14 protein-coding genes are annotated in these 13134 nt (G+C 40.5%); 10 read left to right on the top strand and 4 right to left on the bottom strand.

Annotation, left to right across the window (positions count from 1 at the left end):
• Positions 1–466: 466 nt before the first annotated feature.
• From H8A87_RS03955 to pabB, 3 genes are all read right to left on the bottom strand, one after another.
• Positions 467–1831 (bottom strand): L-serine ammonia-lyase, encoded by a 1365-nt coding sequence (locus tag H8A87_RS03955; RefSeq protein ID WP_198688687.1) that lies wholly within the window; start codon positions 1829–1831, stop codon positions 467–469.
• A 171-nt stretch (positions 1832–2002) separates the two neighbouring features.
• A complete protein-coding gene (locus H8A87_RS03950) occupies positions 2003–2572 on the bottom strand; it encodes a CoA pyrophosphatase (RefSeq protein WP_198688686.1) in 570 nt (189 codons plus the stop codon).
• Positions 2569–3939, bottom strand: a complete 1371-nt coding sequence (pabB, locus tag H8A87_RS03945) for an aminodeoxychorismate synthase component 1 (protein WP_198688758.1) — start codon at positions 3937–3939, stop codon at positions 2569–2571. The genes H8A87_RS03950 and pabB overlap by 4 nt, the downstream gene beginning before the upstream one ends.
• 214 nt (positions 3940–4153) lie before the next feature.
• Between pabB and H8A87_RS03940 the strand changes: the two genes are divergently transcribed.
• The 3 genes from H8A87_RS03940 (at position 4154) to pip (ending at position 5842) form a co-directional block, all read left to right on the top strand.
• Positions 4154–4336, top strand: coding sequence for a YoaH family protein (locus H8A87_RS03940; RefSeq protein ID WP_198688685.1), 183 nt, complete (start codon positions 4154–4156; stop codon positions 4334–4336).
• 101 nt (positions 4337–4437) lie between these two features.
• Positions 4438–4809 (top strand): protein YebF, encoded by a 372-nt coding sequence (yebF, locus tag H8A87_RS03935; protein WP_198688684.1) that lies wholly within the window; start codon positions 4438–4440, stop codon positions 4807–4809.
• Positions 4810–4888: 79 nt separating this feature from the next.
• A complete protein-coding gene (gene pip, locus H8A87_RS03930) occupies positions 4889–5842 on the top strand; it encodes a prolyl aminopeptidase (protein WP_198688683.1) in 954 nt (317 codons plus the stop codon).
• 49 nt (positions 5843–5891) lie between these two features.
• On the opposite strand, the gene H8A87_RS03925 is transcribed toward pip, so the two are convergent.
• On the bottom strand, positions 5892–6122 hold the full coding sequence (locus H8A87_RS03925) for a DNA polymerase III subunit theta (RefSeq protein WP_198688682.1): 231 nt from the start codon (positions 6120–6122) through the stop codon (positions 5892–5894).
• Positions 6123–6451: 329 nt separating this feature from the next.
• On the opposite strand from H8A87_RS03925, the gene ftnA reads away from it, so the two are divergent.
• The 7 genes from ftnA to prc all read left to right on the top strand — a co-directional run bounded on the left by ftnA (position 6452) and on the right by prc (position 13001).
• Complete coding sequence (gene ftnA, locus H8A87_RS03920) at positions 6452–6958, top strand: non-heme ferritin (protein ID WP_198688681.1); 507 nt, start codon at positions 6452–6454, stop codon at positions 6956–6958.
• 236 nt (positions 6959–7194) lie between these two features.
• Positions 7195–7581 carry a copper homeostasis periplasmic binding protein CopC gene (gene copC / locus H8A87_RS03915; RefSeq protein ID WP_198688680.1) on the top strand — a complete coding sequence of 129 codons (387 nt, stop codon included), beginning with the start codon at positions 7195–7197 and terminating at the stop codon, positions 7579–7581.
• Positions 7581–8561 (top strand): CopD family protein, encoded by a 981-nt coding sequence (locus tag H8A87_RS03910; RefSeq protein WP_198688679.1) that lies wholly within the window; start codon positions 7581–7583, stop codon positions 8559–8561. The genes copC and H8A87_RS03910 overlap by 1 nt, the downstream gene beginning before the upstream one ends.
• 85 nt (positions 8562–8646) lie before the next feature.
• A complete protein-coding gene (locus H8A87_RS03905) occupies positions 8647–9000 on the top strand; it encodes a YebY family protein (protein ID WP_198688678.1) in 354 nt (117 codons plus the stop codon).
• Between the two features lie 581 nt (positions 9001–9581).
• Positions 9582–10079: a GAF domain-containing protein gene (locus tag H8A87_RS03900; protein ID WP_198688677.1), complete on the top strand. Its 498-nt coding sequence runs from the start codon at positions 9582–9584 to the stop codon at positions 10077–10079.
• Between the two features lie 95 nt (positions 10080–10174).
• Entirely contained in the window at positions 10175–10885 is a 711-nt protein-coding gene (proQ, locus tag H8A87_RS03895; RefSeq protein ID WP_198688676.1) for an RNA chaperone ProQ, read from the top strand.
• Positions 10886–10904: 19 nt separating this feature from the next.
• Positions 10905–13001: a carboxy terminal-processing peptidase gene (prc, locus tag H8A87_RS03890; protein WP_198688675.1), complete on the top strand. Its 2097-nt coding sequence runs from the start codon at positions 10905–10907 to the stop codon at positions 12999–13001.
• Positions 13002–13134 lie beyond the last annotated feature (133 nt).

Here is a 13134-nt window from a genome sequence, read left to right as displayed (position 1 = left end):
CTCTATCAATAAATATGATAGTTACAAACATAAAATCTTATCGAAAATCTATCTGAATATTTCATTTCGCGTGGTTTTATATTTCGTTACATGAGAAAATATGTCGTTAGCTTATCATTTGAAGCCTTTAAGAAAATTGCTATCAGTCAGAAAAATTAAGATAGGCTATTTTGATAGGAAAAAACGTGATTTTTAGCTATAAAATATTATTTAACATTTTTTTATTTTTTGTTTTTGTCAATTTTTGGTTTTTATTACTGTTGCCGGTAACATTTCATTAATTTTTTTATAAAAAATTTGTAATGTTTTTATCGTGAAATGGAAAATAATGTACTTTAGTGATCCGTTTCAGCCAAAATAATATCCCTACTAAATGACAGGGATATTATTTCAAGTAAAATCTAAGCGAGGGTAAAAAATAGGCAGCAATGTCACTCATCATAGAAAGAATGACTGATACTTTATATTAGTCACACTGAACTTTTATCGCCAAACCACCGCGTGAAGTTTCACGGTACTTCGCGTTCATATCTTTACCTGTTTCATACATGGTTTCAATAACCTTATCGAGCGAAACGCGTGGTTCGCTGGTACGGCGAAGCGCCATGCGAGTTGCATTGATCGCTTTGACTGAAGCAATCGCATTACGCTCAATACATGGAACCTGTACTTGGCCCGCAACAGGGTCACAAGTCAGACCGAGGTTATGCTCCATACCAATTTCTGCCGCGATACAAACCTGCTCTGGGCTTGCGCCAAGCAATTCAGCGAGGCCGGCTGCTGCCATTGAACAGGCAACACCAACTTCTCCCTGACAGCCGACTTCGGCACCAGAAATAGAGGCATTCATTTTATACAAAATACCGATTGCACCAGAAGCGAGGAAGTAACGGATGTATATTTCCGGTGTCACTGGCTCAATGCAGTGATTGTAATAGGCCAAGACGGCTGGCACGATACCACATGCACCATTGGTCGGTGCTGTAACAACACGGCCGCCAGCGGCATTTTCTTCATTGACGGCCAATGCAAACATATTGATTAAATCAACAACATTCATTGGGTCATTGGATAAATTGTTCGATGATGTCAGCATACGGTGCAATGCTGCTGCACGGCGAGGGACACGCAGTGGGCCTGGCAATACACCTTCAGTGTTCAGACCACGATCGATACAGGCTTGCATGGTCGCCCATACATCTGCGAAATACTCAGCAATTTCTTCTTTGCTGTGTAAATCCAATTCGTTTTTCATCATCAAGCCAGAAACGGACAAACCTGTTTTTCTGCAATTCATCAGCAGTTCAGCTGCAGAGCTGTATGGATAAGAAACAGGCTTGGTATCTTGAGATGGTTTGCCGAAATGTTCTTCATCAATAATAAAACCACCACCGATAGAGTAGTAGGTTTTGCTGTAAACTTTTTCGTCACCTGCGAACGCATGGATTTGCATGCCGTTTTCGTGCAGTGACAGATTATCGCTACGGAAGTTCATACCACCATCGCGAGGAAAATCGACTTCATGTAAACCATTTGCCAGAGGCAAACGTTGAGTGTGCTCAACATCACGAATAAAACCAGGAATTGACTCAATATCAACAGTAGCTGGCATATTACCTGCCAGACCCATGATGATAGCGATATCCGTATGATGACCTTTCCCGGTTAATGAAAGTGAGCCGTATACATCAACAGCTACACGCGTGATAGAGGACATTACCCCTTGGTTTACAAGATCATCGACAAATTGTTTGCCTGCTTTCATAGGACCAACAGTATGAGAGCTGGATGGGCCAATACCCACCTTAAACATGTCGAAAACGCTAATCACGCCAGACTCCTTTAAGAAGAAAGAGATATAGTTATTTATATTAAAAAGCGCGCTACTCTACTGTTATTTAGTAGTGTTGATAAAGGAGTTTACAGTTTTTTTTTAATTATAATAGCAATTGATATGATTATGGATAAGAAACGCACAGTTTTATGGTGTTTCTCGTTCAAACTAGATCGTATTTTGAACTTGTTGTGCTAGCCGGTAAATAATGGCAGCGGTTAATCCCCAGATCATTTGTTCCTGGTGCCAATAAAAATAGATTCGATGCTGCCGGTTACAGCGTTTTATGTCCAAATATCGATAGTGGGGAAGGGAAAGCGCATCAAACAGTGGGACTTCAAAAATCCTTGCCACTTCTGCTGGATTTGTCCGAAAAGAAACCGGAGTGGAAATTAACCCTATGACTGGAGTGACGCGATAGCCTCCGATGCTATCTAAAGGGGCTAATTGCCCCAGAATCTGAACCTTATCTTGTGAAAGATTGACTTCTTCTTCTGCCTCACGCAAAGCGGTGGCAATAAGAGAATGATCTTCAGGGTCAGCAGCTCCGCCAGGAAAAGCGATTTGACCCGCATGGGAACGGAGGCTTTGGGATCGTTGAGTCAATAAAAGCGTTGGTTCTGGCTTACATATAATCGGCAGTAATACCGCAGCATTCCGTTGATTGCTCGCCAAATGCGTTGGCTGCGTAGGAAGTTGCAGTTGAAACCGATGAATGAAGTCAGAAAGCGATATCATGGTTTATGAAGTTCCCCTAATTGAGGTAAGATTCGTCCGAGTTTATCAAATGTTTCCTGATATTCTTTTCCAGCAATGCTGTCTGCAACGATACCCCCCCCGGCCCAACAGTAAATTTTTCCTTTTTCTGTCAGTAAGGTACGAATAGTGATATTGCTGTCCATTGTACCGCAGAAACTAATATAGCCAATAGCACCGCAATATCCATGCCTACGATGTGGTTCCAGTTCTTCAATGATTTCCATGGCACGAATTTTGGGGGCTCCGGTAATTGAACCACCAGGAAAACAGGCGCGAAGTAAATCAGTGGCATGATATTCATCAGGTAAGATTGCGGTAATGGTACTGACCAGATGGTGCACGGCAGGAAAGGGCTCCACGATAAATAATTCAGGAACTTTGACAGACCCCGGAGTGGCAACCCGTCCGATGTCATTTCTCAATAGATCAACAATCATCAAGTTTTCAGCACGGTCTTTTCGTGAACTTGCTAATTTCTCAGCTTGTAATTGATCTTCAGCGGGATCTTGTAGCCGTGGGAGTGTTCCCTTAATTGGGCGAGTCTGGATTTGTTTATCTTCCAGCAGAATAAAACGTTCAGGTGAAACGCTGATAATGCAGTGTTCAGGTAAGCGAATAAAGGCAGAAAAGGGCGCTCGATTACTTTCATTGAGTTGAGTGAAAGCCTGCCATTCATCGCCTTGATAATCGGCATGAAAACGCTGTGATAAATTGACTTGATAGCAATCACCATCCCGTAGATAGCGATGGATCTGGGCAATTTTTTCGTGGTATTGCGATTCCGTCATGTTGGATTGCCACTGATTTATCAGGGAAAAATCTGTTTTCCTGTTTTCTCGCAGTGATTCTAACCACGTGAGTCGCTTATCAATGTCGTGATAGCTCAGTAACGTGGCTTTCTGTTGCTGATGATCAATAATCAGCCCCCAGTCGTAGATCCCAATAGCCATATCAGGAAAGTTCAGCTCATCGGCGGCAATTTTTGGTAATTTTTCAATCTGTCGCCCAAGATCATATCCCCATATACCTAATGCTCCACCCTGAAAAGGCAGGTCAGGATCAAATTGAGGGGTGATATCACAGGCATGAAGATACTTTTTTAACAACAAAAAGGGATCTTCTTGAGAAAGAGAAACCTCACCACCATGATTAATTTCGGTAGATTCTCCGTGGGTAACAAATGTTGTCACGGGTTCGGCGACTAAAATATCAAATCGATTATGTGGGTGTTCGGCAGCTCCAGAATGTAACAAAATTGCCCAGGGAGACACAGAAATAGGAGCGAAATAATGGGTGGCAAGATCAGGAGAATAAGGTAGTTGTCGTTTTTGTAATGCAATCTTCATGATGGAATCAGCGTTGGTGTTTGGCAATTCACAATAATACCCTGCATCGTTCAAGTCGCTGCCCTGTTGGTTGCGCTGCAACTTGAAATCTATTGGGTATGAATAACATATTAATCCGCGGAGATTATCACAGAATCTCACTCCTGACTTGAGATAAAAAAGGCTATAATCGTCGTTTGCTATTAATTGTTATGTTCTGTTTGAGGTTATAGCCATGTTTTCAGGTATGCCATCACTATCCTATGAAGAGCAGCAAGCTGCTGTGGAACGGATCCATCAGCTCATTTCAGAAGGAATGGGAAGTGGGGAAGCCATTGCCATCGTTGCTCAGGAATTACGCGAAAAACATCGGGGTAGTGAGCAGATCCGTGTTTTATTTGAGGATGACGAAAAATAGTTGCAACGCATTTTTAACAAAACTTACATAATTACTTTCTACTACATGTTAATTTATCGTAACTTTTAATCCATATTATTTGGATGGTAATAGGAGGTAATATGAAGACAAGTCAGTTTATTCATCGTATTGGGTTATTGAGTACAGGGATTCTGCTTTCTGTTTCATTTACTGCGACAGCCGTCGAGAATGAGCGCATGGCGAAGTTTATTTCCTGTGAAAATTTAACTAAAGAGCAAGTTGCTGCGCAGGTTAAGCAAGATTTTCTACAAAATCGTATTAATCGCTGGGATAAAGATAAAAAGCAACTAGGAACTTCAAAACTGATCGCATGGGTAAATGTCAACGATATTACTGGTGATGAAAACGCATTGCAGGTTCCACTTATTGTCCGGGGTTCGAAACGGGATAAAAGTTACAACGTCACAATTGATTGTCAAAAAAAGACTATTAGTTATAGTGAAGTAAAGTAAATAGTTTGTCATGCTATCTTTAAATATGGGCGGGATACTGGGAAAGTATCCCGTTTTGTTTAAACAGTGAGAGGGCTTTATGGTAGAACAACGGAAACTCTATCCCGCTTATGATGCGTATGAAACAGGGTATTTAGATACAGGAGATGGACACCAGATTTATTGGGAATTGTGTGGTAATCCGAAAGGTAAGCCCGCAGTATTCATTCATGGTGGTCCTGGTGGTGGTATCGCAAACTATCATCGCCAGTTATTCGATCCTGAACGCTATCATATTATGTTGTTTGATCAGCGTGGCTGTGGGCGTTCTAAACCCCATGCCAGTTTGGAGAATAATACAACGTGGCATTTGATAGATGACCTTGAACGGCTGCGTAATTTGATGGGTGTTGAGAAATGGCTGGTTTTTGGTGGCTCATGGGGATCAACGCTGTCTTTGGCCTATGCTGAAAAACATCCGGATCGTGTGTCAGAATTGGTGCTAAGGGGAATTTTCCTACTTCGCCCACAAGAGTTGCATTGGTATTATCAGGAAGGTACTTCTCGTTTTTTCCCAGAGAAATGGGAGCGTACACTATCTATTTTATCTGAAGAAGAGCGCGGAGATGTGATCGTAGCCTATAACAAACGGCTGACGAGTGCTGATCGGCAAGTGCAGTTGGAAGCCGCACGTTTATGGAGCCTCTGGGAAGGTGAGACTGTAACGTTGCTGCCTTCTGAGAATGCGGATTCATTTTCAGAAGATAAATTTGCTTTAGCATTTGCACGTATTGAAAACCATTACTTTATCAATAATGGTTTTATGGATGAAACTCAGCAGTTATTGGACCATGTTGACGTGATAAAACATATCCCTGCCGTCATTATACATGGACGCTATGATATGGCGTGCCAAGTGCAAAATGCGTGGGATCTGGCAAAAGCATGGCCGGAAGCGGAATTGCATATTGTGGAAGGTGCTGGTCACTCTTTTGATGAAGCGGGCATTTTACACCAGTTAATCAAGGCAACTGATAAGTTTGTTGGAAAATAACTGAGATAACCACCCATCAAACGGTGGTTATCTTTATTCCCCCACTCCCTCAACGACTTTTGGGTTCGTAAGGCAAGCGTGACAGAAACCTCGATTGCTGGCGATAGTGATGCAAGCGCTGTTGGAAATATTCTCGTAGATGCGGTGGTTGTGATTGCTCAACAGTGTCAGGAATGACAGGCATGTTATAGCGTTCTTTGAAAGCAACACCGGATGCTGCTAAATCCACATTGATCTTATCCATCTCATCTTTAGATAACTTGGCTAAGTTATGCCCCATTATGACCTCTCTGAAAACTTATTTCTTAGAGGAGAAAATTAATCGACTCTATTTTGTTTAGCAAGTGATTTAACAAGTTTAAAAAAACATCGAATAAATATAAATAATATTAATTCTCATTTTTATTAAATGTTTAGTTTTTGAGTGAAGATTGGATTAAATAAAACTGATTCTTATTTCCTTATATTTAATGAGATGTATTCCTGTTGCCTTAATATAATAAATTCATTAATTATCATGTGGTTGTATATTTTTATTTTATTTTTGTCTTATATGTTTTTAATAGGCATAATACGTGGAGTTTAATAAATTATTAGGAGAGTTTGCCGATGTTAAAACAAGAAATGGTCAAAAAATTAAATGAGCAGTTAAATCTGGAGTTTTACTCTGCGAATTTATACCTACAAATGAGTGCATGGTGCAGTGACAAAGGATATGAAGGTGCAGCAGCGTTTCTGAAAGCGCATTCACAAGAAGAAATGCAGCATATGCAGCGTTTGTTTGATTATTTGGGTGACACTGGTTCAATGCCTGTACTGGGTGCTATTCAGGCCCCTCCTATTGAATTTGGCTCTATCTCTGATGTATTCAATCAGACTTATGAGCATGAGAAATTGATTACAGAAGAGATCAATAAACTCGCTCATGTAGCGATGTTGACACAGGATTATTCTACTTTTAATTTCTTGCAGTGGTATGTTGCCGAACAGCATGAAGAAGAAAAACTGTTCAAATCCATTCTGGATAAACTGGGTATGGTGGGTGAGAGTGGCAAGTCACTATTCTTGCTGGATAAGGATCTGAAAGGTTTATCTATGGCACCAGCACATGCTTGATACACCGTTCATATAGATAGTCAAATAAATCAATCTGAACTGTTACTTACCGTAATTCCCGTTTTTTCGTTTATTGTAGGGCAGGAATTACGGTTATTTTCATTTTTTTCCGCATTTTTGAGTAGTGCTTCACAGCTCAAGACATTACTCGTCGATTATCGCAGATTAAACCGATCTTTTGATATAGAATCCCGCTTAAGTATAAAAATTTATCTGTATATTAAAGGGTTATCTATATGTCTATTCTTAACATCCGTTCATTCTGGGCCAAACTATCTACTCTTGTGGTTCTGTTTGTCGGTATGTCCTGTCAGCAGGCTTTGGCTCATGCACATTTGAAAGATCAGACTCCTGCAGAAAACACAACGATTGAAGCTGCTCCACAAGCCATAACTCTAAGTTTTTCAGAACGTATTGAGCTTGGGTTCAGTAAGGTAAAATTGATTGGCCCAGAGAAGACAGCGGTTAAAACAGGTAAGTTAGAACTTGATTCTGACACCAAAACTAAGCTAATCCTGCCAGTTGAAGGCAAACTTGTTGCGGGAGAATATAGTGTCGACTGGAGTGTGCTCTCTGTCGATGGTCATAAAACAAAAGGTGTTTACAGCTTTACTGTAAAATAATGATCTCTCTAGAGGCGCTATACGTATTCTGCCGTTTCTCTCATTTTACGGCTGTCATGCTGATGTTTGGCCTTAGCTTATTTACTGTGATGCTTGTTTCTGGTCATTTTTCGACTCTGATAAGAGAACGGTTGAGAGTTGGAGTTTTAGTTAGCACCGTGCTGGCTTTAATAACCTCAATCGCTTGGTTTATCGTACAGACGGGGTTAATGGGAGATGGCTGGCCTGATATCTATGTTCCGAGCATTTGGTTGGCTGTATTGGAAACTTCCTTTGGGCAAGTGTGGAAATGGCAGTTATTGGTTGCAACTCTTGCTGTTGGTGGGTTGTTCCTTTCCAATACTAAGGTCAAAAATCTCCTGTTATTGAGTTGTTCTGCTATCTTACTATCCAGCCATGCTTTCATTGGTCATGCAGCCATGCATGAAGGAAACATAGGGCTATTACTTCAAGTCAATCAGGTTGTTCATTTACTGAGTGCTGGTTATTGGTTTGGTGGGTTGTGGCCATTTTTACTATGCCTGCAATTCTTGCGTTTGAAAAAGGCATCAGAAGCGAATTTATACCGTAATAGTACACATGTATATAATGGTACATATGTAGGAAATATAGGCAGTAGTGAAAATATTGCCGCCAACCTATATTCAGAAAGCGTAGTAGCAATGAGAAGGTTCTCCTTTTATGGGCATTTTGCCGTTTTTCTGGTGATTGTGACGGGAATTGTGAGTTGTGTGATTTTAATCCCTGGCTGGCCTACTTTAAGTCGTACTCTTTCTGAATATCAATCCATGTTATGGCTGAAGATAGTTTTTGTTATTGGCATGGTACTTTTGGCACTGCTTAATCGTTATATTTTAGTCCCAAGGTTAAGGCAGCAAGGCTGCTATCAGCTGTTGATAATCAATAGTTGGTTGGAGATTATTCTAGGGGCAACTGCATTATTATGTGTGGCGATTTTTGCAACGCAACCTCCTGTATGATAATTGAATGATTGATGCAAATCTGGGTACATAAACAGGGAAATTAGCGATAAAATTAGGCCATATGTCTATCAGGGGAATAATAATGAAACGAATATCTTGGGTTTTGCCTTTCTTGCTTCTCTCCTTTCAGGGAGTAAGCGCACCGATACAAACTATCAGCAAGTTACAGTTTGGAAAACAATGGGCATTCACTCGCGAAGAAGTGATGCTTGATTGCCGTTCGAATGAGGCGTTATTTGTGATCAATCCCAGCACATTGATGCAATATCCGTTGAATGATCGAGCAACACAACTTATGAAATCTAATAAAGTTATCGCAACTTTATTAGATACGATCCTCTTAGATAACCCCGAACACCCCAATCAAAAGATGAGCATTGAGCCATTCCAGAAAATAGCTTTGGCTTTATGTGGTCATTCAGATAATAAAAAGTAATGGTGAGTTAATACTCTTAATAACCCTATCCGCCCGGTAAGGGTTAAATTTGGTAAATCATAGCATGTCAACTACGCTTTAAATGGTAAGTTGTTCTACGTCTCAATGGTAATTTTTAGTGAGTGAACGGCTCTTTGACAGAGCCATTTTCCCTAGGCCGAGTAGAGGAGTAAACTCGGCCTTTTTTTGTTTATCATGAGAGAAGAGTATTTTTACTCTTTTTTCAATAAATTATCTTATTTTCTCATATATATAATGAGCAAATGAGAATAAAACAACCATTCGGAATGTTGAGTAAGGTGTTTTATAATAAGAATATGAACAAGGGCACAGGCACGGATTTGACTGCAAGTCAGACTGATTTTGAATATAATTTGTGATATTCCCCTGAATTTTATAAGTAAATACTGGTAAAATTAATTACTGAAAATTTAAATTCAGGAAGACAGGCTGTTTTCTGAAAAAATTTACGTCATGGCGACAGATTTTTCTCAGAAGTGGTCTGTTATAAATATGGTAGGAAAACCAAGATGTAAAAATCTTGTTTTTTTGTTAAGAAATTATCTATTGCATAGGGGCTTATGGATAAGAATGAATTTTATCAAGAGCTAGCGGATAGCCTGATAGCTCTTCTATCAGGTGAATATGATTTTATCGCTTCTCTTGCCAATACGAGTGCGTTGTTATACGAACGTTTAGATAATGTTAATTGGGTTGGGTTTTATTTAGTGGATGATGATACCCTAGTATTAGGGCCATTTCAGGGTAAGAACGCTTGTGTTCGCATTCCTATAGGAAAAGGTGTATGTGGAACAGCTGCTGCAAATAAGAGTATACAACGTATTTCTGATGTGCATGCTTTCCCCGGTCATATAGCCTGTGATGCCACCAGTAATGCTGAAATTGTCCTTCCTCTGGAAATCAATGGACAAATTATTGGGGTCTTGGATATCGATAGCACGGTTTTTGATCGGTTTGACGAAAATGATGAAAATGGCTTAAAAGCGCTAGTTATCAGGTTTTGTAAGCATTTGGAACAATGTGTTGTGTCAAAATATCAACAACAGAACGTAACTTAACATACGTATGACGTGGCATTTATCAGCAACACTATTATAATGTCGCCTGTTCATGCCTGCGCTGATTGGCAAAACCGTTGTAATCAGGAAATTTCATGGAAAATCAACCTAAGTTGAACAGTAGTAAAGAAGTCATTGCTTTCTTGGCTGAGCGTTTCCCGCTTTGTTTCGTAGCAGAAGGTGAAGCACGTCCTTTGAAGATTGGGATCTTCCAGGATATCGTTGAACGTATTCAGGGCGAAGAGTGTTTAAGTAAAACACAGCTTCGTTCTGCTCTGCGCTTGTATACTTCCAGTTGGCGTTATCTCTATGGTGTTAAAGAGGGAGCCCAACGTGTTGACCTTGATGGGAATGTATGTGGTGAGCTAGAAGTTGAACATATTGAACATGCGCGCCAGCAACTGGCAGAAGCAAAAGCGCGAGTACAGGCTCAACGAGCAGAACAGCGTGCCAAGAAACGTGAAACTGAAAACGTATCTGACAAGAAAAGTGAACGCCCTGTGAATAAAAAGTCGGCTCCTCGCCGTCAAAAGACATCAGGTGATGGTGAAAAACATCCATCTCGTTCACGAAACCGTCCGCAGCAATCGCGTAAACCAGCAGATAAAACTACAGAGAAAATTGCACAGCCTGAGTTAAACTCAGTCACAGACGTATCCTCTTTGAAAGTCGGTCAGACAATCAAAGTAAATGTAGGAAAAAGTTTAATGGATGCTTCTGTGCTCGAAATTGCAAAAGATGGTGTAAGAGTGCAGTTACCCACTGGTTTGGCAATGATTGTACGCGCAGAACACTTAAAGTTCTGATACGGAGGCCAACTTGGGCATGAACAAACTCATTACTTTGGTTTTCGTTTTAGGTCTATCATTTACTAGTACAGGATATGCAGATACTAACAATGGCGACGTCGCCAGCAGTGGCAATGCCACCAGTGGTAGTGTCATTAATAGCAATAATACAGCTGTTATTAGTCTGAATCAGTCGCCAGATCTAAAGCCGGAACCACAACATTTCACTGTAAGTAAGCGGATTGTTTCCCGCTTTCTTCGTTCTCATTATCGCCAGTTTTATCTGGATGCTGTTTTTTCAGGAAAAATCTTTGATCGCTACCTGAATCAACTAGATTATGGGCACAATGTTTTTCTAGCGTCGGATATCGCACAGTTTGCGGTTCAAAAGGGCACGTTAGGAAAAGATCTTGAAAATAGCGATCTAAAACTTCCTTATGCCTTATTTAATTTGATGCAAAAGCGCCGTTTTGAGCGCTATCAATATGTACTCTCTCGTTTAGAGCAACCTGTCGATTTAGAAGGTCATGACACTATTGAAACAGAACGTTCTAAAGCGCCATGGCCAAAGAGTGTTGAGGAATTGGATAAGCTTTGGGATGCCAAGATTAAATTTGATTGGATAAACCTCAAGTTATCTGGCAAAAGTGATAAAGAAATCAAAGAAACATTGACCAAACGCTATCGAACGTTGTTGAAACGCCTGACGCAAACCAAGAGTGAGGATGTTTTTCAAAACATCATGATGGTTTTCGCCCGTGAAATAGACCCTCATACCAGCTATCTTTCACCTCGTGATACAGAGCAGTTTAACTCAGAGATGAGTCTTTCTCTTGAAGGCATTGGCGCTGTTTTACAATATGAAGATGAATATGTCACCATCCGTTCATTGCTTGCAGGAGGCCCCGCCGCCAAAAGTCACTTACTGAAAGTTGGTGATAAAATCAGCGGTGTTGGGGCAGTAGGCAAACCCATTGTGGATATTGTCGGATGGCGCTTGGAGGATGTTGTTGCTCTGATCAAAGGGCCGAAGGGGAGTAAAGTCCGCCTTGAAATCATTCCAAGCACGAAAGGAGCAAAAAATCATATTGTTACCTTAACCCGTGAGAATATCCGCCTTGAAGACAATGCGGTCAAGATGTCGGTGAAAACTGTCGGCAAGGAAAAGATTGGCGTCCTTGATATACCGAGCTTCTATGTTGGTCTAACTAATGATGTAAAAGTACAGTTGCAGAAGCTCACCAAGCAAGGTGCTTCCGCGATTGTGATTGATTTGCGTAGTAATGGTGGTGGGGCGTTAACAGAAGCAGTATCGCTATCTGGCTTGTTTATTTCTACTGGCCCCATAGTTCAAATTCGGGATAATACTGGTAGAATTAAAGAAGAAGCAGATACAGATGAGGCAATATATTATAAAGGCCCTCTAGTCGTTTTAGTTGACAATAGAAGTGCCTCGGCGTCTGAAATTTTTGCTGCGGCGATGCAAGATTATGGCCGTGGGTTAATTGTAGGAGAGCCTACTTTCGGTAAAGGCACCGTTCAGCAATACCGCCCCCTGAATCGCATTTATGATCAGATGTTAAGACCTGATTGGCCAGAGGTTGGTTCTGTGCAATATACTATTCAGAAGTTCTATCGTGTAAATGGTGGCAGTACTCAGCTTAAAGGCGTAACGCCTGATATGATTATGCCAACAGGGGAAGAGCCTGCTGAAATAGGTGAAATCCGAGAGGATAATGCGTTACCTTGGGATAGCATTCAACCTGCGTATTATACTTCCTCAAAAGTGATTTCAGAGTTAACGCTACTACTGACTAAATTACATAACCAACGTATTATCAGTGATCCTGAATTTAAATATATCAAACAGGATATTGCTTACTACAAAGTCATAAAAGAGCGTAATGGCGTTTACTCTTTGAACTATGCTCAAAGGGAGAAAGAAAATAAGGAATACGAAACAATCAAGTTGAATCGTATTAATGAGAGTTTTAAACGCGAAGGGAAAAAGCTGCTCAAGTCACTTGATGATTTACCAAAAGATTATAAAGGGCCAGATCCTTATTTAGATGAATCGGTAAAAATTGCGCTGGATTTGGCACATCAGCCTGCTGGAACGGCTGTAACGAAGTAGTTTTAAAATTCGTTATATAGATAAAAGGCCGGCCTGATAGCTGGCCTTTTTTATTATATTGTAAAGTTATGTTGATTCTATCGCTTAACATTTTAAAAAACTTGAATATTATGGGCTCAGTCCCCATTTTATG

The organism is Xenorhabdus lircayensis (genome assembly GCF_016306625.1).
In the GTDB taxonomy this organism is placed as follows: Bacteria; Pseudomonadota; Gammaproteobacteria; order Enterobacterales; family Enterobacteriaceae; genus Xenorhabdus; species Xenorhabdus lircayensis.
The sequence above is the reverse complement of the archived record's forward strand: the minus strand, read 5'-3'. Positions and strand labels throughout refer to the sequence as shown.